General features: G+C 36.5%; 21 protein-coding genes. 16 read left to right on the forward strand and 5 right to left on the reverse strand.

From position 1 onward, the window contains the following. Nucleotides 1–410: 410 nt before the first annotated feature. The 10 genes from JOC76_RS08555 to JOC76_RS08600 all read left to right on the forward strand — a co-directional run bounded on the left by JOC76_RS08555 (nucleotide 411) and on the right by JOC76_RS08600 (nucleotide 9,842). A complete protein-coding gene (locus tag JOC76_RS08555; protein WP_205177174.1) occupies nucleotides 411–1,190 on the forward strand; it encodes an ABC transporter permease subunit in 780 nt (259 codons plus the stop codon). Between the two features lie 18 nt (nucleotides 1,191–1,208). Continuing rightward, nucleotides 1,209–1,979 carry an ATP-binding cassette domain-containing protein gene (locus tag JOC76_RS08560; RefSeq protein ID WP_205177175.1) on the forward strand — a complete coding sequence of 257 codons (771 nt, stop codon included), beginning with the start codon at nucleotides 1,209–1,211 and terminating at the stop codon, nucleotides 1,977–1,979. A 39-nt stretch (nucleotides 1,980–2,018) separates the two neighbouring features. After that, complete coding sequence (locus tag JOC76_RS08565) at nucleotides 2,019–3,035, forward strand: ABC transporter substrate-binding protein (RefSeq protein WP_205177176.1); 1,017 nt, start codon at nucleotides 2,019–2,021, stop codon at nucleotides 3,033–3,035. Between the two features lie 214 nt (nucleotides 3,036–3,249). Then, on the forward strand, nucleotides 3,250–4,443 hold the full coding sequence (locus JOC76_RS08570; RefSeq protein ID WP_205177177.1) for an aminotransferase-like domain-containing protein: 1,194 nt from the start codon (nucleotides 3,250–3,252) through the stop codon (nucleotides 4,441–4,443). A gap of 55 nt (nucleotides 4,444–4,498) precedes the next feature. After that, nucleotides 4,499–5,602, forward strand: a complete 1,104-nt coding sequence (locus JOC76_RS08575; RefSeq protein ID WP_205177178.1) for an iron-containing alcohol dehydrogenase family protein — start codon at nucleotides 4,499–4,501, stop codon at nucleotides 5,600–5,602. A 17-nt stretch (nucleotides 5,603–5,619) separates the two neighbouring features. After that, the gene (locus tag JOC76_RS08580; RefSeq protein ID WP_205177179.1) at nucleotides 5,620–6,141 is read left to right on the forward strand and encodes a GNAT family N-acetyltransferase; all 522 of its coding nucleotides are present in this window, start codon (nucleotides 5,620–5,622) and stop codon (nucleotides 6,139–6,141) included. Nucleotides 6,142–6,427: 286 nt separating this feature from the next. Then, nucleotides 6,428–7,831 carry a threonine synthase gene (gene thrC / locus JOC76_RS08585; RefSeq protein WP_205177180.1) on the forward strand — a complete coding sequence of 468 codons (1,404 nt, stop codon included), beginning with the start codon at nucleotides 6,428–6,430 and terminating at the stop codon, nucleotides 7,829–7,831. Between the two features lie 235 nt (nucleotides 7,832–8,066). Beyond that, nucleotides 8,067–8,861 carry an SRPBCC domain-containing protein gene (locus tag JOC76_RS08590; protein ID WP_205177181.1) on the forward strand — a complete coding sequence of 265 codons (795 nt, stop codon included), beginning with the start codon at nucleotides 8,067–8,069 and terminating at the stop codon, nucleotides 8,859–8,861. A 12-nt stretch (nucleotides 8,862–8,873) separates the two neighbouring features. Next, nucleotides 8,874–9,338 (forward strand): SRPBCC family protein, encoded by a 465-nt coding sequence (locus tag JOC76_RS08595; RefSeq protein WP_239557620.1) that lies wholly within the window; start codon nucleotides 8,874–8,876, stop codon nucleotides 9,336–9,338. Nucleotides 9,339–9,359: 21 nt separating this feature from the next. Then, the gene (locus JOC76_RS08600) at nucleotides 9,360–9,842 is read left to right on the forward strand and encodes a DUF3237 domain-containing protein (RefSeq protein WP_205177182.1); all 483 of its coding nucleotides are present in this window, start codon (nucleotides 9,360–9,362) and stop codon (nucleotides 9,840–9,842) included. A gap of 52 nt (nucleotides 9,843–9,894) precedes the next feature. On the opposite strand, the gene JOC76_RS08605 is transcribed toward JOC76_RS08600, so the two are convergent. The 4 genes from JOC76_RS08605 to JOC76_RS08620 all read right to left on the reverse strand — a co-directional run bounded on the left by JOC76_RS08605 (nucleotide 9,895) and on the right by JOC76_RS08620 (nucleotide 13,134). Next, a complete protein-coding gene (locus JOC76_RS08605; protein ID WP_205177183.1) occupies nucleotides 9,895–11,400 on the reverse strand; it encodes a sensor histidine kinase in 1,506 nt (501 codons plus the stop codon). Continuing rightward, a complete protein-coding gene (locus JOC76_RS08610) occupies nucleotides 11,397–12,074 on the reverse strand; it encodes a response regulator transcription factor (protein WP_239557621.1) in 678 nt (225 codons plus the stop codon). The genes JOC76_RS08605 and JOC76_RS08610 overlap by 4 nt, the downstream gene beginning before the upstream one ends. A 225-nt stretch (nucleotides 12,075–12,299) precedes the next feature. After that, nucleotides 12,300–12,773, reverse strand: a complete 474-nt coding sequence (locus JOC76_RS08615) for a hypothetical protein (RefSeq protein ID WP_205177185.1) — start codon at nucleotides 12,771–12,773, stop codon at nucleotides 12,300–12,302. Between the two features lie 145 nt (nucleotides 12,774–12,918). Then, on the reverse strand, nucleotides 12,919–13,134 hold the full coding sequence (locus tag JOC76_RS08620) for a hypothetical protein (RefSeq protein ID WP_205177186.1): 216 nt from the start codon (nucleotides 13,132–13,134) through the stop codon (nucleotides 12,919–12,921). A gap of 276 nt (nucleotides 13,135–13,410) precedes the next feature. Here JOC76_RS08620 and JOC76_RS08625 point away from each other — a divergent pair, with 276 nt between their 5' ends. From JOC76_RS08625 to phoU, 6 genes are all read left to right on the forward strand, one after another. Further along, on the forward strand, nucleotides 13,411–14,313 hold the full coding sequence (locus JOC76_RS08625; RefSeq protein WP_205177187.1) for a phosphate ABC transporter substrate-binding protein: 903 nt from the start codon (nucleotides 13,411–13,413) through the stop codon (nucleotides 14,311–14,313). Between the two features lie 82 nt (nucleotides 14,314–14,395). Next, nucleotides 14,396–15,316, forward strand: coding sequence for a phosphate ABC transporter permease subunit PstC (gene pstC, locus JOC76_RS08630; protein WP_205177188.1), 921 nt, complete (start codon nucleotides 14,396–14,398; stop codon nucleotides 15,314–15,316). Beyond that, nucleotides 15,316–16,203, forward strand: coding sequence for a phosphate ABC transporter permease PstA (gene pstA, locus JOC76_RS08635; protein ID WP_205177189.1), 888 nt, complete (start codon nucleotides 15,316–15,318; stop codon nucleotides 16,201–16,203). The genes pstC and pstA overlap by 1 nt, the downstream gene beginning before the upstream one ends. Before the next feature lie 16 nt (nucleotides 16,204–16,219). Beyond that, nucleotides 16,220–17,032 (forward strand): phosphate ABC transporter ATP-binding protein PstB, encoded by an 813-nt coding sequence (pstB, locus tag JOC76_RS08640; protein ID WP_205177190.1) that lies wholly within the window; start codon nucleotides 16,220–16,222, stop codon nucleotides 17,030–17,032. A gap of 11 nt (nucleotides 17,033–17,043) precedes the next feature. After that, nucleotides 17,044–17,817: a phosphate ABC transporter ATP-binding protein PstB gene (pstB, locus tag JOC76_RS08645; RefSeq protein ID WP_205177191.1), complete on the forward strand. Its 774-nt coding sequence runs from the start codon at nucleotides 17,044–17,046 to the stop codon at nucleotides 17,815–17,817. A 14-nt stretch (nucleotides 17,818–17,831) separates the two neighbouring features. Continuing rightward, nucleotides 17,832–18,491 carry a phosphate signaling complex protein PhoU gene (gene phoU / locus JOC76_RS08650; protein WP_205177192.1) on the forward strand — a complete coding sequence of 220 codons (660 nt, stop codon included), beginning with the start codon at nucleotides 17,832–17,834 and terminating at the stop codon, nucleotides 18,489–18,491. A 62-nt stretch (nucleotides 18,492–18,553) separates the two neighbouring features. Here phoU and JOC76_RS08655 read toward each other — a convergent pair whose 3' ends face one another. Beyond that, entirely contained in the window at nucleotides 18,554–19,267 is a 714-nt protein-coding gene (locus JOC76_RS08655) for a response regulator transcription factor (RefSeq protein WP_205177284.1), read from the reverse strand. Nucleotides 19,268–19,474: the final 207 nt, after the last annotated feature.

Genomic DNA, 19,474 nt, shown 5'->3' on the forward strand with positions numbered 1-19,474 from the left:
AATTCAATATTGTTTCTTATCTTCCTGTATAGGTATGAAGAGTTTTCATCGTCACTTTCTTATGAAATGTGATGATTCCTCCTATTTGTTGAGGATTTTTGAGTAAATCTTCTATCGAAAAACAACGAAGAAATGATTTTTGTCGTTCGATTAAAGGTCCTTTTATTTCTATTCATTAAATTAATAGAATTTGTTAATCAATAAAATAAATTATTCCATCAGCCAACCCGTTGTCAGTGAAAGATTTTTAATGATAGTATAAATTCTAATAAACCTATAAGTTTACTAGGGTTAATAAAAAGTAATATCGAAAATACGTTTGGTCAAACGGGGTGGAGTAATGGTGAAATTCTAATCCTAGTTTTCAGGTGTGTTAAATCGGGGTTGTAAGATTAGAAAGGAGAAGAAAAATGAGAAAAATTTTTAATACTTATTTGAAGTATGTTGCACCATGGATTTTACCTGCGTTATTAATTGGAAGCTGGCAACTGTTTACATCAACAGGTCTTGTAGCCAAGGATGTTTTGCCTTCACCAACCGAAATTGTAGCGAGTGCCTATCGCATTATTCAGACAGGGGAGCTGTTTATCCATATTCAAGTAAGCTTTACCCGAGCAATATCAGGTTTTTTAATTGGAGGAGGGCTAGGACTTATTCTTGGTATTGTGAATGGAGTGTTTCCTATAGCTGAACGGCATGTAGATACTACTATTCAAATGTTTCGGAATATTCCGCATTTAGCATTAATTCCGCTAGTCATTTTATGGTTAGGAATTGGGGAAGAAGCAAAGATCTTTTTAGTATCCATTGGCGTGTTTTTTCCCATATACGTTAATACCTACTATGGAATTATCTCAGTTGACAAAGGGCTTATTGAAATGGGAAGGGTATATGGCTTAACGAGGAGCAAGCTGTTAGTAAGAGTCATCTTTAAAGGAGCCCTTCCATCCGTACTGGTAGGTGTTCGATATGCATTAGGTATTATGTGGTTAACCTTAATTGTGGCGGAAACAGTTGCGGCTGATTCAGGAATAGGATATATGGCTATGCACGCTCGTGAATTTATGCAAATAGATGTGGTGATTGTGGCCATTCTACTTTACGCAATACTCGGGAAATTGGCAGACACTGCAGCAAAAATATTGGAATCTAAATTATTGAAATGGAATCCAAGCTATAACAAGTCATAAACGAAGGGGAGAAACGCAATGGAAATCAAGCAGGGAGGCATACATTTAGAAATCAAGAATTTGAGAAAGACCTTTGGAGATATTGAAGTTCTTAAAGGGATTGACTTAGAAATAGCTCCAGGAGAGTTTGTGGCAATTGTAGGACAAAGTGGATGTGGAAAAAGTACATTACTAAGGCATATTGCTGGGTTAGAGAAAGCCAGTAGTGGTGAGATCCTTCAAAACAATGAAAATCTAAAAAACCTTAATAAAAATGCTCGTTTTATGTTTCAAGATGCTCGTCTTCTTCCGTGGGAAAAAATTGTTGCCAATGTTGGAGTGAGCTTAGGCCTCGAAGGTAATTGGAAGGAAGAGTCTTTACTTGCTCTGCATCAAGTGGGCCTTGAAAATCGAGCAAATGACTGGCCAACCGTTTTATCCGGTGGACAGCGTCAAAGAGTAGCGCTCGCTCGAGCATTAGCAACAAAACCAAAATTGCTTTTATTAGATGAACCTCTTGGGGCACTAGATGCATTAACAAGAATTGAAATGCAGGAATTAATAGAAAAAATTTGGAAGTCACATCAGTTTTCAGCTGTTTTAGTAACACACGATGTAGCCGAGGCTATTACACTTGCAGATCGTGTGGTTTTAATAGAAGAAGGAAAGATTACAATGGATTTACAAATTCCATTACCGAGACCTCGTGAAAGGGGCAGCAATGCTTTTGGCAGATTAGAAGGGAAAGTTTTATCACGTGTAATGAAAAAAGAGCTCCAGTCATTAATAACGGTTCAATCACAAGGTTAGTAGAAAAAGGTTCTTAAGGGAACAAGGGGGAGAATGATTATGAAAATATTTCTCAAGAGCAAAAAATTCCGAAAGAGAAAATGGTATTTGCCTATATTCATTACAGTCATTATTTCGATCCTTTCAGCCTGCGGTAATGATCAAGCAAAGGTGGCTGAGGCAGATGGTAAGGTAGACCTCTCAAAAGTAACCTTAGTGCTAGGAGATCAAGCAGGATTAACGAAATCAAAAGTGGAAGCTTCGAAAGTATTGGAAGGAACACCTTATAAAGTGAAATGGGCAAGCTTTCAAGGTGCTGCTCCTTTATTTGAAGCTGTTAAATCGGGTTCAGTAGATACAGCTCCTGCTGGAGATACACCTATATTGACAGCGGCTGCCTCTGGTGTACCGATAAAAATTATGGCAACGAATGTTTCTTCTACTGAATCACTTGGTATTCTCGTCCAAAAAGATTCCTCCATTAAGACAGTTAGTGATTTAAAAGGAAAGACGATTGCGATTTCTTCTGCTCAAGGGAGTATTGCTCAGCATTTAGTGATTGAAGCATTAAAAGAGGTAGGACTTACAACCAATGACGTGAAAATTAAGTTTATTTTGCCAACAGATGCATCGGCGGCATTTAAAGCAGGAGAAATTGAAGTATGGGGTACATTCGACCCGTATATGACCATCGCCGTCAACAATGGAGCACGTGTCTTAAGAACGGGGAAAGGTATTAGCAGCGGTGTGGGTTTCCTTACAGTTTCAGAGGAAGCTCTTAAAGATCCAGGCAAAAAAGCAGCTTTAAAAGATGTTGTAAAAAGATTCGAAAAGGCCTGGGAATGGCAGCAGGATAATAAGGAAGAATACGACAAACTTTACTCTAAAATTACAGGATTACCGGAAGATGTTTCTAGAGAGATTAATAGTAAAGTAAATGCTGAATTCCGTCCAGTTACCGAAAGTGATATCCAAGCAGTTCAAAAGGTAGCAGATTCATTTAAAGAGGCTGGAGTTCTTCAAAAATCTGTTAAGGTTTCAGAATTAGTAGACAAGGAGATTTTTCCAAATAAATAGGCTCTGTTAAACAATATTGATGTTTTTAAACTCTGTTGATTGAAGCGGAAGGCGCTCGACTCCTGCGGGAGTACGGGGCAGGGGAGACCCCACAGGCGCTAAAGCGCCGAGGAGGCTCCCCGGCACGCCCGCGGAAAGCGAGCGACTGGAGCGGAAATCAACAGACAAATTTAACAGAGCCAATAAATAAAAAAACAAAAAGGAGAACCCATACATGGTTAAACAACTACAAAACTATCAATACGCAAAGTATCTTCCTTCCTCCCCATCCATTGGGGGAACAACCGTTACTGATCCATTACATGTGCATTTATCATTTGGATATCCAAGCACTCACTTATTTCCATTAGTTGAACTAAATCGTGCTGCTTCAAATGCAATATTAAATCATGGGGAACATGCCCTTCACTATTCAGGCGCGGAGGGTCCAGCAAAGATAAGGGAATGGATTAAGAACCGATCAAAAATTAGATCCATTTATGTAGATCAAAATCAGATAATAACCACTGCTGGGGCGATGCAAGCTATTGATTTGGCTGCCAGAGTATTATTAAATCCTGATGATGAAGTCTGGGTAGAGGAACCAACCTATTTCAATGCCCTTCAATCATTTCGGATGACTGGGGCTAAGATTAAATCGTTTCCTATTGATGAACATGGGGTTCAAGTTGATTTGATTGAGGAGGCACTCGTCAAGGCAAGAAAGTTGAATAAGAAGATACCAAAATTATTATATTGTATGCCAAATTTCCACAACCCTAGTGGTGTAAGTCTTTCCCTGGAAAGAAGAAAAAAGCTGGCACATTTAGCATATGAATACAACTTCTATATTCTTGAGGACGATGCCTATTCAGAATTAAGTTTTAAGAACCACTATCTCCCTGCCATTTATTCCTTTGCGGAAGAAAGGGTTATTTATGTGGGAACCTTTTCAAAAATTATTGCTCCTGGAATTAGATTAGGCTGGATGATTGCTAATGAAAAGGTATTACAAAATACCCACTTATTAATGCTGGGAAGTCAAACGAACCCGTTCTCACAAGAAATAATTGCTAGTTTATTAGAAGAAATATCTTTTGAAGATCATCTAGAAAGACTAATTTCAACGTACCGCCAAAAAAGAGATATTATGCTGGAAAGTATCAAAACAAGTTTCGGTGATGATGTCACTTTTGTGGTACCTGAAGGTGGATTTTTTCTTTGGCTTAATTTTCATCCAGAAGTGGATACAGCTAATTTTGCAAATGAGGCATTTCGAAGAGGAGTGAGTATCGTGGAAGGGAAGCCTTTTTTTGAAACGAATCAAGGTGCAAATCAATTAAGGCTTTGCTTTTCCTATTGCAACGAGGAGCAAATAAGACGCGGGATCAAAATACTTGCTGATGCTTATTATGCCTATTATGGATAAAACGCACAATTTCTTAAATTCATCGAGAAGGCTTTGAAATAAAGGAGGAGAAGGGATGTTAAATATTAAAGCGCCTGAAAAATATATTAATGAAGAAAATAGCATTTTACTAGCGGGAAAGTATATCTCAAATATAACTGATAAAGCAATTGTAATAGGAGGAAAGAAGGCCTTAGAAAAAGCAGGTCCAATATTATTTTCAAGTTTAGATGAAGCAGGAATTTCCTATCAAACAGAATTATTTTCTGGCTATTGCACCAAACAAGCGATTGAAAAATTTACAGAACTTACGAAGCAGACAAATGCAGGTGTAGTGATTGGCGTAGGAGGCGGCAAAGTATTAGATACAGTTAAGGCAGTTGCAGAAAGGGCTGAGCTCCCCGTTGTGACCATTCCCACCATCGCAGCCACATGCGCAGCTTGGTCCGCTTTATCTGTTGTCTATAATGAACATGGAGCTGTAACCGAATTTATAACATTAGATAAATCTCCGAATTTGATTTTAGTAGATCCAAAAATCATTGTGGAAGCACCAGTGAGATATTTGCAAGCTGGTATTGCAGATACCATTGTAAAATGGTATGAATTTGTCCCATATCACAAAAATGATAGATATGAATTCTCTTTACAGATTTCTTTAAACACAGCTAAACAAGCTTTAACTATACTTAATGAAAATTCTCTTCAAGCCATAAATGACAATAACGAAAGACGTGTGACGAGGCCTTTAAAAGAAGTGATAAATGCGATCATCGCTTTGGCGGGGTTAGTTGGCAGCGTAGTAGGAGAAAAACATAAAATGGCAATCGCCCACTCCATTCATAATAGTATGACTTACCTATCAGAAACTCATGGTAGTCTACATGGAGAGAAAGTGATATTTGGATTAATTGCTCAATTTATTCTAGAGGGAAAATCTAAGTCAGAAATAAACCAACTAGTTTCTCAGCTAAATGAATATAATCTGCCTGTTTCATTAAAACAGTTAGGAATCGAAAACAATCTAGGAAAAAAAATAAACGAAATTGCGAGCGGTATAAAAATAAATCCTGAAGATGTAGCTAATTTATCCTTTGATGTGACCATTCCACTAATTGAAGATGCAATAAAGTCAGCCAATGAGATTGGGGAAAAGAGTTTGAAGGTAACCAATATATAAGAAAGGGGGAGAAGAGAATGAATAATCATCTTACTAGTCAAATTAGCGTAGAGGAATTAGTAGAAGAAGAAAAAGAAAAGGTACAGACACTATTGATTGATAGCTATCAGCAGTACGAACATTCCTTTTCAGATCCCGAATTTTGGAGAGGGTATCTAGATGATATTAAGTCATCTCTTGAAAATCCTTATGTGGATCGAATTTTAGTTGCAAAGCTAGGTCAAGAAATAGTAGGTACCGTGCAGCTCTTCAAGACAGCTGAAAAAGCATATAAGCAAATGGAAGTTCCTATTTATGCTCCGTTTATCCGATTATTGGCGGTTCATCCAAAAGCAAGAGGACGTGGGATTGCAATAGAACTGTTAAAGGCATGCCTAGCCTATGCAAAGGAAATAGAGGCTAAGTCTATTTATTTATTTACTGGTAATGAAATGGCCAAAGCGATTCGTTTATATGAATGGTTTGGATTTAAGCGGGATTTAACAATAGATTTTGTGAACGATAATAATTCTCCTAAATGCTATCGTTTTGATTTATAGATTTAGGAAATCCCTTTAAGTAGACTTAAGGGGATTTTTTTTGATTAAAAAGGAATTAATAAAAATGTAACGATTATTCTTGATGATAAAAATGAATATTCTAAAAACATTATGTAGACTTGTTGTTCATTTTTATATTAAAATGTAATTTATAATTATTAATTCACATTATTCGATGATAATATTCGGAAAATTACAAACTGATAAAAAGTAATTTTAATATGTTGAATAACTCTAATTAATGTTTTGTTAGTCATACAATAAATTTTTTGTTGGAGGAAAGATGATGAACTTTGTTAGTACACGTGGAAACGTAAATCAAATTGGATTTATTGATACCGTATTAATGGGATTGGCGAATGATGGAGGGTTATTAGTTCCCGAGAAAATTCCACAAATACCAGCAGAAAAATTAGAAGCCATGTCAAAATTATCTTATCAGGAATTAGCTTACGAAATTTTTTCTTATTATGTGGAAGATGAAATTCCAGCAAATGAGCTAAAGGAATTAATTGAAAAAAGCTATTCAACTTTCCGCCACCCTGAGGTAACACCAGTTCAAAAAGTAAAGGAGAACTTGTATGTCCTAGAACTATTCCATGGTCCAACCTTTGCTTTTAAAGATATTGCTCTCCAGTTCTTAGGAAATCTATATTCATATGTATCAAAGAAGACTGGTGAAACTATTCATATTCTCGGAGCTACTTCAGGGGATACGGGTGCGTCAGCCATTGAAGGTGTAAGAGGGAAAGAAGGCATTCGCATTTGTATTTTGCACCCACATGGTAAAGTGAGTAAGGTACAAGAATTACAAATGACGACGGTTGATGATAAGAGTGTTTTGAATTTAGCCATCGAAGGAACGTTTGATGATGGTCAAAGCATTATCAAGGAAATATTTGCTGATGTAGATCTTAAAAACAAATATCATCTTCGTGCGATTAATTCCATTAACTTTGTTCGCATTTTGGCCCAAACTGTTTATTATTTCTATGCTTATTTCCAAGTGAAAAAAGAGAAAAATGTTGAGAGTGTAAACTTTAGCGTACCGACTGGAAACTTTGGGGATATCTTTGCGGGGTATCTTGCAAAGAAAATGGGGCTTCCTGTTGGAAAACTAATCGTAGCAACGAATGAAAATAATATTTTAGAAGGATTTATCCAAGATGGGGTTTACAAGCCTGGTGAATTCCAAAGCACCTACAGTCCATCGATGGATATCCAAGTGGCCAGCAATTTCGAACGTTATTTGTACTATTTAGTTGGAGAAAATCCAAATGCGGTATCGGAATTAATGGAGAACTTCAAGACAGAAGGAAAGATCGTAGTGAATGAGGAGCTGCTCCATCAGGTGAAAGAAGATTTTGCTGCACACGGAGTAGAAGGCCAAGAATGCTTGGATACCATTAGTAAGTATTATTCTGAAACGGACTATTTATTAGATCCACACACTGCTTGTGGGGTGGCAGCCTATGAAAGATGTAATGAACCTAATGAGGTTTGCGTAACACTTTCAACAGCCCATCCGGCAAAATTTAATGAATCAATCGAACTTTGCAATATTGAGCAAACATACCCTGAGGAAATCAATCAATTATTTGATAAACCACAGCATCTAGAAGTAATTGATGCGAATAAAGAAGATGTAGTTCGTAATTTAGTAAAGCTATTTAGTTACACAACAAAATAAAACCAAAACAAAAGGAGTAATGAGATTACTCCTTTTTGTGTTCTATATAGTTGGTGTTATTCATTTTATTCTATCCTGTAAGAAGATGTTTGAACTTGAGAAATAATCTATTGATTTAATAGGTGTAGATTTTTGTGCCTTGACCATAAATACAATACATGTTACTATATGGTCACATATTACATGTGACAAAAAAGTAACATGTTTATCTAATTTATTTGAAAGGATCGTTGGAATGGAAGACGAACTTTCCACACTTTTTAAAGCATTAGGACATCCAATTCGCAGAAGAATTCTTGATATTCTGAAAGGATCACCTAAAACAACGGGTGAACTTAACGAATATTTTCCTGAAGTCACAAGGTATGCGATTATGAAGCACTTGTCATTACTCGAGGAAGGGAACTTAATCGTAGTCAGACGTGAAGGTAAATATCGACTCAATTTTCTTAATGCTGTTCCACTTCAGAAGATGCATAACCGGTGGATAGGAAAATACATGGAATCTACTGCCAATTCACTGCTTAATTTGCAATCAATTGTTGAAAAAAAAGGAGAAGATAAAACGATGAATGTAACAGGACATGAACAAGGTCGCGTTTTTAAAATTGAACAAGAGGTATTGATTAACGCTTCGCGTGAACAAGTTTTCCAAGCCTTAACAGAACGTGCTGGCGATTGGTGGGAGTTCCGCTTAGCACCAAAAGGGGTTTCTTCTCAATTTACATTTAGTGCCGTTCCAGGAGGAAAATTCATTGAAAAATGGGGAGAAAATCAGGGGGCAGTATGGGGTAATGTTTACTATGTGAACGCGCCGGAAGAAATTCGTCTGCATGGTCATCTAGGAATGCAGGGTGCCGTGAACAGTTCTTATACTTATCGTCTCGTTGAGAAAGAAGGGGCTACACTTTTGCAACTTTCCCATCATGCATCTGGCATCATCCGTGAAAACTGGGAACAGGAACATTCTGAAGGATGGAAATATCTACTAGGAAGTTTATTGAAGAATTATGTAGAACAAAGTCAATAAACAAAACTTTAAATGTATCAGGAAGTGAATTTAGAAATGGTAGATGTATTAACTGATATTATTATCCACTCCCATTTAAAACAAGTTGCGGAGTTTGCAACCAATCCGGACAATGCTCCAAAATGGTATGTAAATATCAAGTCAGTAGAATGGAAATCACCCAAGCCATTAAAAATTGGATCGCAAATTGCCTTTAAAGCCCATTTTTTAAGAAAAGAGCTTGCCTATGTTTATGAAATTGTCGAATTTGTTCCGGGTCAAAAACTGGTCATGAGAACGGCTAATGGTCCTTTTCCAATGGAAACAACTTACACTTGGGAACCAATTAATAACAATGAAACGAGAATGACTTTGCGAAATAGAGGAAATCCAACTGGATTTTCAAAAATGTTTACACCATTTATGGGTATGATGATGAAAAAAGCAAATAGGAAAGACTTGGAAAAAATAAAATATATTCTTGAAAAAGGTATATAGGGGGAAAGGAAGGTACCACTTTTGACCACTAATGTCCCAAATGAAAAACATGCAGGCTTAGAAGAAGTATTCAAAATTTTTATTGAGGTGGATAAACCCATCGTAGTAGGCCAAGATGATGTTGTAGGAAGAAGGCAGTTAATTCCCATTTTATCGGGGGAGGTAATAGGAAAGGGGATTAAAGGAGTAGTACTGCCTGGCGGTATTGATAGCCAAATTATTCGTCCTGATGGAAAATGTGAGCTTTCGGCAAGATATGCGATTCAATTAGAGGACGGTGCTTCTATTTATATTGAAAATAACGGCATTCGCACGGTTCCATCAGAATATGTGGAAGAAGTAAAAGCAGGAGAATTTGTTGACCCTAATTTATACTATTTTCGGACAGTCCCACACTTTGAAGTATATGATGAAAGATATAGATGGATGATGAACCACCTTTTTATCTGTTCTGCGACTAGATTGCCAGACAAAGTTGAATTAAAGTTCTATAAAGTCTTATAAGAATAAATAACCGGCATTTAATGGATGCCGGTTTAAAGTATTCAAAATTTAATTATAATAACGGAAGAAAAACACGGAAGGTAGTGCCATTGCCGATTTGACTCTCCACTTCAATTCTGCCTCCATGTGCTTCAACAATGGAATTTGTTATGGCTAAGCCAAGTCCTGCACCTCCATAAAGCCTTGTACGAGAAGGATCGGCCCGATAAAAACGATCGAAAATATAGGGCAATTTTTCGCTGCTAATCCCAGCCCCATTGTCTTGTACGGTTAGGATTGCTTGAGTACCAGACTTTGTCATAGAGAGTTTTATGGTTCCAGTTGTCGAGTCTGTGTGTTGAACGGCATTGTTGAACAGGTTTAGGATTACTTGCTTAATCTTATCCGATTCATAACATCCAATCAGTCCTTCCGATAGATCGAATTGAACGGTTCGAGTACCGGCTAACACATTTAATTGCGGTTCCATATCTCTAATGAGCTCTGAAAGATTTGTTTCGGCAGCCTGCAGGTCTGGAGCCCGGTCCAGCTTGGTAAGAAATAATAAATCTTCAACCAATTTTATAATCCGCCTAGTCTCACCTTGCATACTATTCAATGCTTTAAATAGTTGTTCAGGTCGATTGGCTGCCCCTCTTAATAATACTTCTACGAATCCACTGATGGAAGTAAGCGGGGTTCTTAGTTCATGAGAAGCATCCGCGATGAAGCGCCGCATTTGTTCTTTCGTTTCTCTTTCATGTTCAAAAGATTTTTCGATTCTCTCCAACATCGCATTAAACGCGATGGACAAACGATCAATCTCTTCTTGCCCTTGTTGAACGGGGAGACGCTCTTCTAAGTTACCAGCATCCGTATTCTTAACTGCATGAACAATCGTTGATAAAGGTACAAGTGTTTTCTTAAGCACGCGTAAATAAATCCAAAGTCCTGCAACTAAAGCCAATGCGGAAAGAATCATAAAAGTTAATAATTGCTGATAAAGTACATCTTTTAGAGGAGCCGTATTAGTTCCCAACTGGAGAATACGGGGCTCCTGAGTGGAAGTTTCTCCAGGTTTATCTTTAGTAGGCTTAAAAACAATTAGCTGCTCAATTCCCTTCGCATTTGTTGCGATTTTGTAATCCTGGTCCCTAAGATTTGATGGGTCTTTTATCAAGTTTTGATAATCTTTTTTAGATAGTTTGGGAGCTTCAATACTGGTTTTTCCAAAGAGATCCGAATAATTACCATCAGAATCAATTTCCGCAAGTGACATATCCTGTAAGAAAAAGAACTGGTTATCCGTTCGAGGCTTATTATCAACTTTGTCATCAGAATCAGAAACTTTTGTTTCTGAATCCATATCGAAATGAATATTGTCATGCAAAGACATCAGTCTTGCACTAAGCGTTTCTGCCTCATTTCGATAAAGAAAATCCTTCATAACAAAGTATTGAAAAAATCCAATCGCTAGTAATATAAAAGCTAAAATAAATAAAGTCCGTGTTAAAAGCTGGTATCGAAGTGAGCGTGGTAAGAAAAAGTTCTTTATTGGGTTCCTTTTCCGCTTTATCATCTTAAATCCACCCGATAACCCGATCCTCTAATCGTACGAATTAACTGATGCTCCTTATCATTTAGTTTATCGCGGAGTGATCGTATGTACACTTCTACGATGTTCTCTTCTCCTTGAAAATCATAGCCCCATACTCGATCAAGAATCATTCCTTTGCTCATGACAATTCCGTTGTTCATCACCAAGAATTTAAGTAGTTCATACTCAGTAGGTGATAGCTCTAATATTTTTCCGTTATAGACAAATTCTTTTCTTTTGTCATCTAGCTTAAATGGACCGTATGTTACTTCACTGAAAAGGTTTGGAAATTGATTGCGTAGGCGAGCATGAATTCTCGCTAATAATTCTTCAAAGCTAAATGGTTTTACGACATAATCATCAGCCCCAATGGTTAACCCCTTTACGCGATCCTCTACTTCATCTTTGGCTGTTAGCATAATAATCGAGGTTTGGGCGCCGCTTTTTTTTATCATTCGACATACTTCAAATCCATCCATGCCTGGCATCATGACATCAAGAATGGCGATATGCGGCTGAAACTCCTGAGCTAAATTTACTGCGGTTAACCCATCTAAAGCAGTTTTGACTTCAAAGCCTTCATTTGTCAATCCTAATTCTAAAAATTGTAAGATATGCGGTTCGTCATCGACTAATAAAATTTTAATACCTTCCATTGTAGTTAAAACCTCCTGTTCCCTTTTCCCTTGTATAAACATTATCGACCATAAACCTGAAAATTACCTGAATAAGGTCTTAAATTGTGCTGAATCGTAGATTTATTTTCCTACACTATATATTTTTTTAGATTTAGAAAGAAATTCAGAAAACATAGCACCTCTAAAAAAATTTTTTTCATTGATAAAAAAAAGAACTGTCCAATAAGGAACAGTTTCAAATACTTAGCTGACCAAATAATCCGATTCATTGATCCCTGAAACTAATGCATCTTTTGCTGCTTCTAACTCAAGTTTAATAAAAATAAGTTGCCCATTAAGTTTATCATTTTTACTACTTAATAATATAGCTTGATTAATTACATTAATCGAATCGTTCGTCTTATTTAATGCCAATGAAATTCGATTGTCAGAAAGAGTAATTAGTAAATCATTATCCTGGATTTCGGGAGCTATAGGAATATTTTGAAAAACGGGGTCAGTCGGAAAATAAGTATCAAATGGTAATGACTTAATAGCAAGATAGGTCTCTGTAAGACTATCAATGGCATCTTGATAAAATTGTTCTTTAATTGGATTTGGCGGAAATGGATACGCCTGCAGTTCTCGAAGAAATATTAACGCACTTTCAGTATATCGAATAGCATGTACCGTATAAGCCAAAGCAAACCTAACACTTGTAACAATGGTTGAGGACATCACATCACTCCTAATGGCTGAATTCTATTTAGTGTATGTATTTTAGACGAGCCTGTTAAGGACAATTAGGTAATTTAATTTTAAGTGTAGCTAAAAACTGATATTGAAAAAGAAAAAACTTAAGCCAGTAAGCAGGCTTAAGTTTTTATTTTTTAATGGGTGGATTGTTAATATCAACGTGAAAGGGGAGTAGATTGTCATCTTCAGTTTTCCCATAGAATTGTTCCTGTATCTCTTGATTGGCCTTACCTGCCTCTGAATTAACTTCCGATGTTTCCCTGGTATCACAGTCTTTGAACTCTTTACTCATCTGTTGATTTGCAACGATAGTTGCATCTTTGTTCCGTTCGTTTTTTTTCAAACTTTATCCACCTCTTCAAAAATAGTCACTATAAAATCTAATTTCTTCTTAATATAAATTTTTTTAAGAAATAAATACATATTGAAAAAATTTTTTCTTAAATAATTTAAATTTAGGGAAGGCAAGCTATAAAGGAGAAAGAATTTTTTCTTTTTTGCAATAACAACTATTGCTTTAACCCTTTACATCGAATTTTACAAGTTTAAACGATATTCGTTCTTGTAGAAAGTTTAGGGCAAACCAGTATCATAACCATTATTTCTGGAGGAGTCAAAAATGAATAGTTTGAAGAAATTTAGTCTATTATTGAGTACTTTTTCCTTAATGATGTTTTTAGCTGCTTGCGGTGGTGGTGGTGGAAATAAAGACACTTCTGACACAGGTGGAAAAAAAGTATCTGGCTCTATCGTGGTTTCCGGTTCAACAGCTATGCAGCCTCTTGTAGCTGCAGCGGCAGAACAATTTATGAATGACAATCCGAATGTGGATATTCAAGTTAATGCCGGCGGATCTGGTACAGGATTATCACAAGTCTCTGAAGGGTCGGTTCAAATCGGAAATTCAGATGTATTTGCAGAAGAAAAGGAAGGTATTCCAGCCGATAAATTGGTTGACCACAAAGTAGCTGTTGTTGGAATTACAGCAGCAGTTAACCCGAATGTTGGAATTAAAGACATCTCGAAAGATAATCTTATAAAAGTATTTACTGGTAAGATCACAAATTGGAAAGATGTTGGCGGTAAGGATCAAAAAATTGTATTAGTCAATCGCCCTGATGCATCTGGGACGCGTGCCGTATTTAATAAATTTGGTCTTAATGGTGCCACTCCTGCAGAGGGCATTACCGAGGATTCATCTAATACAGTTAAAAAAATTATCAATGAAACTGCAGGAGCAGTAGGGTATTTAGCTTTCTCTTATTTTACAGATAATAAAGTGACCCCACTATCTATTGATGGTGTTGAACCTACGGATGAAAACGTACAAACTGGAAAATTCCCAATCTGGGCATATGAACATTCGTATACAAAGGGAAATCCAAGTGGAGCTACAAAAACATTTTTAGATTATTTGATGTCAGATGATGTCCAAAATAATTTATTAAAAGCTCAAGGCTACTTACCCGTAACCAAAATGCAAGTAGAACGCGATGCGAAAGGGAATCAAACCAATAAATAATTAACAGTGTGAGTTGTTAAAAGGGTAAATGTGATGGTATGCATTTACCCTTATGACTTAATAGCGAGGTGATTTGTGCAATATGGAAAAGGTTATTCCTGCAAAAGAAAGGTTATTAAAATCAAGTAAAAATTGGATGGGTGGGGAAGCAAGGGGGAGAACACTTGTTATTTTATGCGCCATCATTATGATTTCGGCGACAATTGCAATTACGATCTTTTTAGGTATAAAGGGTCTTCAATCCTTTATTAAAAACGGTGTTAGCATTATTGAGTTTATTACTAGTAAGACATGGAATCCGACTGATCAAGCAAATCCAAAATATGGAACCTTACCCTTTATTTTTGGCTCATTTGCAGTTACTTTTCTTTCTGCATTGATAGCAGCACCGTTAGGTATTGGGGGAGCCATCTTCATGACCGAAATTGCTCCTTCTTGGGGAAGGAAAATATTGCAGCCAGTGATTGAGTTGTTAGTCGGAATCCCTTCTGTCGTATATGGATTCATTGGTCTTACAGTATTGGTTCCATTTATTAGGGAGCATGTAGGTGGTCTCGGATTTAGTTTACTTTCTGGAATGATTGTTCTGTCTATTATGATTTTACCAACCGTAACAACGATTGCAACGGATGCAATGAGTTCTTTGCCGAAAACCTTAAGAGAAGGGTCATATGCTCTTGGTGCAACAAGGTGGCAAACCATCCGAAAAGTTCTAGTTCCCGCCGCTTTGCCAACACTACTGACTGCCATTGTACTTGGTATGGCCAGAGCATTTGGGGAGGCGTTAGCTGTACAGATGGTTATTGGAAATGTAAAGGACTTGCCATCAAGTTTACTTGATGCTTCTGCTACTTTAACAACCATCATTACTTTAAACATGGGTCATACTACTTATGGAAGTGTCGAAAATAATACTTTATGGTCGATGGGATTAATTTTGTTAATCATGTCGTTTGCGTTTATTCTCCTCATACGTTACTTATCATCAAGGAGGAAGGTGTAATGAATACCAAAACAACGGATCGAATAGCATCCTCCGTCTTTTATCTAATAGCACTTATTATCATTTTGATCCTTCTCGGATTGTTTTACTATATTCTAGTTAACGGATTAAAAAACATATCCCTCCACTTCTTAACATCCCCTTCAAGCAATGTTATGGCTGGCGGGGGAATTCGGGATCAGTTATTTAATTCGTTTTACGTGCTAATTATTACCATGTTGATTGCTATTCCTCTTGGTGTCGGAGGGGGAATATATATGGCCGAGTATGCTAAACCAGGGAAGGTTACGGATACTATTCGTTCTTGTGTAGAAGTTTTAGCATCGCTCCCTTCAATTGTTATTGGAATGTTTGGTCTTTTAATGTTTGTCAATTTAACAGGTTGGGGCTATACCATCTTAGGTGGAGCATTAGCATTAACTGTATTTAACTTACCAGTTATCGTACGTGTAAGTGAGGATGCGATTCGTTCTGTCCCAAGGGAGTTAAAAGAAGCGAGTCTTGCTTTAGGTATTACCCACTGGCACACTATCAAAACAGTTATATTGCCGAGTGCTTTTCCCACTATTTTAACAGGGATTATATTAGCAGCTGGACGTGTTTTTGGTGAAGCAGCAGCGCTATTATTTACCGCTGGTTTATCTACACCTAGACTTGATTACGCCAACTGGAACCCATTTTCAGAAACCTCACCATTAAACATTTTCCGGCCTGCTGAAACTTTAGCAGTTCATATTTATTCGGTTAATACACAAGGTTTAATTCCAGATGTTGAAGCGGTATCCAGTGGAGCAGCGGCCGTTTTAGTTATCTCTGTATTAATTTTTAATTTACTAGCCAGATGGATTGGAAGTATGATTCATAAGAAAATTACGGCAACAAAATAAAAAGCAGGTGAAATGCATGGCAACAGCAACAAAAGAAAGACCAGTTGAAACAAAAACGGATCAAACGAATCAGAATCAAGATATTTTAAATGTTAAAAACTTAGAAATATTCTACGGCGAAAAACGAGCTGTAAATGGAATATCAATGGATATCGAAAAGAATTCAGTAACAGCCCTAATTGGTCCATCGGGCTGTGGGAAGTCGACTTTTTTACGAAGCATTAATAGGATGAATGATCTGATTTCTGGAGCGAGGGCAACGGGGGACATCATTTATGAGAATTTAAATATTTTGTCCGATCAAATCAATGTTGTTGCACTTAGAAAAGAAATTGGCATGGTCTTTCAAAAACCAAATCCATTTCCAAAATCGATTTATGAAAATATTACCCATGCGTTAAAGTTTGCAGGTACACGAAAGAAGAGCGAACTTGATAAAATCGTTGAGGAAAGCCTGCGAAAGGCAGCACTATGGGATGAAGTCAAAGATCGCCTTCATAAATCAGCCCTTTCCCTTTCAGGCGGGCAGCAGCAACGGCTTTGCATTGCCAGAACCATTGCCATGAAGCCAACGGTTATGCTTCTGGATGAACCGTCTTCAGCGCTGGATCCAATCTCAAACGCGAAGGTCGAAGACTTAATCGTTGATTTGAAAAAGGATTATTCAATTATCATCGTTACTCATAATATGCAGCAAGCATCACGAATCTCCGATAAAACAGCATTCTTTTTAAGTGGCGATTTGATTGAATATGATCTTACAGAAAAGATATTCACAAATCCTTCAGTGAAAAAAACAGAAGAATATATTTCTGGAAGGTTCGGTTAAGGAGGAGAAACATGTCAAACTTAACAGTACATAGACAAGTTTTTCAAATTAATGATTTGAATTTATGGTATGGTGAGCATCATGCATTAAAAAGTATAAACTTTCCTATTAACAAAAAAGAAGTAACAGCCATTATTGGACCTTCTGGTTGTGGGAAGTCAACTTTTATTAAGACCTTAAACCTAATGATCAATTATGTTCCTAATGTGAGAATGAAGGGAGAAATTAACTATAACGGCCAAAATATTTTAAACGATAAAATGGATCTAGTGGAATTACGTAAAAATGTGGGGATGGTTTTTCAAAAAGGAAATCCTTTTCCTCAATCGATCTTTGATAATATAGCTTATGGACCGAGAATTCATGGAATTAAGAGAAAAACTCATCTTGAAGATATAGTCACTAAATCATTAATGGATGTTGCTCTTTGGGATGAAGTAAAGGACCGTTTAGATGCTCCTGCACTTGGCCTATCAGGAGGGCAGCAGCAAAGACTGTGCATTGCAAGGGCACTGGCAACAAAGCCAGATGTTTTATTAATGGATGAACCGACCTCGGCACTTGATCCTATTTCCACATTAAAAATTGAGCAGTTAATTTTAGAGTTAAAAGAAAAATATACAATTGTGATTGTCACACACAATATGCAACAAGCATCAAGGGTTTCAGATCAAACAGCGTTCTTTTTGATGGGAGAATTAATTGAACTAGATGATACTTCAAAGATATTCTCAAACCCGAAGGATGACCGTACCGAAGGTTATATCACAGGAAGATTTGGCTAATAGGGGTGAATATGATGAATACAAGATTACATTTCGATAATAATTTAAATCAATTAAAGGATATGCTAATCGAAATGGCACGAAAATCAGAAAGTGCCATTAAAGAAAGTATAAAAACCCTCATCAATCAAGATATTGAAAAAGCTGAAGAAATTATTGAAAATGATACGATTATTGATGAATTAGAACAAGAAATCAATAATAGAGCAATAATATTAATCGCAAAGGAATCACCGGTGGCAAGGGATCTAAGAAAAATCATTGTTGCCTTAAAAATTTCTTCAGAGGTCGAACGGATTGCCGATAATGCGGTTAATATAGCAAAATCAACACTTCATATCGGTAAAGAAAAACTTATTAAAGAGATTGTTGATATCCCTAAAATGATGGATCTTGCTTTAGAAATGTTAGATGATTCTTTAAATGCATTTTTAACAGAGGATGTAGAACTTGCAAGGAAGTGTGCTGCAAAAGATGATCAAGTAGATGGTATGTATGGAACGCTAATTAAAGAATTAATGGGATATATACAGAAATATCCAGCCCAAACCAATCAAATTACGCAGTTAGCCTTTGTTTGCAGATATATTGAAAGGCTTGGAGACTATTCGACCAATATTGCAGAACATGTTATTTACCTTGTAACAGGTAATCTTTATGATTTAAATGCTTAGATTATTTTGATAGAAAAAGGCTGCGAGATATAATGAGAATTGCAGCCTTTTTCTGTTTGTTATTAACATCTTGGCTCTTCCATTTTATATCCAATCCCACGGATGGTTTTAATATAGGCTGGATTTTTAGTATCCCCGCTCATCTTTTCTCTTAAGCGTGAAATATGCACATCGACAATTCTTGTATCCTCAGCAAAATCATGCCTCCAAACAGAGTTAAGCAATTGTTCCCGGCTTAGTACCCGACCTTTATTCTTACTAAGATAGAGGAGCAACTCAAATTCCTTTAATGTCAATTCAATGAGATTTCCATTGAAATAGGTTTCAAATTTTAATGGAAAGAGGATTAAATCACCAATCTCCATTTTCGTTTCTTCCGAAATAATTTCATTTATGCTTTCGGTTTGAAGTTCGTTCCTTCTAAGAATAGCTTTTATTCGTGCAATGACTTCCCTTGGGCTAAATGGTTTAACCATAAAGTCATCGGCACCTAACTCAAGACCTAATATTCTATCGAGGACATCATCTTTAGCTGTAATCATTAAAATGGGAGTCATGATTTTGTTTTGTCGAAGTTGTTTGCATACTTCCATTCCATCTAACTTTGGTAACATTAAATCTAATAGGATAAAATCTGGAAATTCAGTTTCCGCAAGTCTTTTTCCTTCTTCACCATCCATAGCCGTTATCACTTCGAAACCCGCTTGACTCAAATTATATTGAAGCAGCATTACAATTGAAGGTTCATCATCGATTACTAGTATTTTTTTTTTCATCATCATTTATCCCCCAAGGTTAGGTAATTTATGAAAAGCTATTTATATGTTAAGTGAGGTATATATAAATGATAATTTCAACTTTTACTTTTTACAATTTAATCACGGGAAACTTTACAAGGAATTAACCAAACTTTACGAACCCTTAACAATCTGTCAACTCTAGATTAATACTTTTTTAATTTAATAGATATGTGAATAATATGT

Source organism: Neobacillus cucumis, assembly GCF_016908975.1.
GTDB classification, from domain to species: Bacteria; Bacillota; Bacilli; order Bacillales; family Cytobacillaceae; genus Neobacillus; species Neobacillus cucumis.

Coding starts and splice junctions, on each gene's coding strand:
- JOC76_RS08555 (WP_205177174.1), top strand. CDS start 411: ATGAGAAAAATTTTTAATACTTATTTGAAGTATGTTGCACCATGGATT.
- JOC76_RS08560 (WP_205177175.1), top strand. CDS start 1,209: ATGGAAATCAAGCAGGGAGGCATACATTTAGAAATCAAGAATTTGAGA.
- JOC76_RS08565 (WP_205177176.1), top strand. CDS start 2,019: ATGAAAATATTTCTCAAGAGCAAAAAATTCCGAAAGAGAAAATGGTAT.
- JOC76_RS08570 (WP_205177177.1), top strand. CDS start 3,250: ATGGTTAAACAACTACAAAACTATCAATACGCAAAGTATCTTCCTTCC.
- JOC76_RS08575 (WP_205177178.1), top strand. CDS start 4,499: ATGTTAAATATTAAAGCGCCTGAAAAATATATTAATGAAGAAAATAGC.
- JOC76_RS08580 (WP_205177179.1), top strand. CDS start 5,620: ATGAATAATCATCTTACTAGTCAAATTAGCGTAGAGGAATTAGTAGAA.
- thrC (WP_205177180.1), top strand. CDS start 6,428: ATGAACTTTGTTAGTACACGTGGAAACGTAAATCAAATTGGATTTATT.
- JOC76_RS08590 (WP_205177181.1), top strand. CDS start 8,067: ATGGAAGACGAACTTTCCACACTTTTTAAAGCATTAGGACATCCAATT.
- JOC76_RS08595 (WP_239557620.1), top strand. CDS start 8,874: ATGTATCAGGAAGTGAATTTAGAAATGGTAGATGTATTAACTGATATT.
- JOC76_RS08605 (WP_205177183.1), bottom strand. CDS start 11,400: ATGATAAAGCGGAAAAGGAACCCAATAAAGAACTTTTTCTTACCACGC.
- JOC76_RS08610 (WP_239557621.1), bottom strand. CDS start 12,074: ATGGAAGGTATTAAAATTTTATTAGTCGATGACGAACCGCATATCTTA.
- JOC76_RS08615 (WP_205177185.1), bottom strand. CDS start 12,773: ATGTCCTCAACCATTGTTACAAGTGTTAGGTTTGCTTTGGCTTATACG.
- JOC76_RS08625 (WP_205177187.1), top strand. CDS start 13,411: ATGAATAGTTTGAAGAAATTTAGTCTATTATTGAGTACTTTTTCCTTA.
- pstC (WP_205177188.1), top strand. CDS start 14,396: ATGGAAAAGGTTATTCCTGCAAAAGAAAGGTTATTAAAATCAAGTAAA.
- pstA (WP_205177189.1), top strand. CDS start 15,316: ATGAATACCAAAACAACGGATCGAATAGCATCCTCCGTCTTTTATCTA.
- pstB (WP_205177190.1), top strand. CDS start 16,220: ATGGCAACAGCAACAAAAGAAAGACCAGTTGAAACAAAAACGGATCAA.
- pstB (WP_205177191.1), top strand. CDS start 17,044: ATGTCAAACTTAACAGTACATAGACAAGTTTTTCAAATTAATGATTTG.
- phoU (WP_205177192.1), top strand. CDS start 17,832: ATGAATACAAGATTACATTTCGATAATAATTTAAATCAATTAAAGGAT.
- JOC76_RS08655 (WP_205177284.1), bottom strand. CDS start 19,267: ATGAAAAAAAAAATACTAGTAATCGATGATGAACCTTCAATTGTAATG.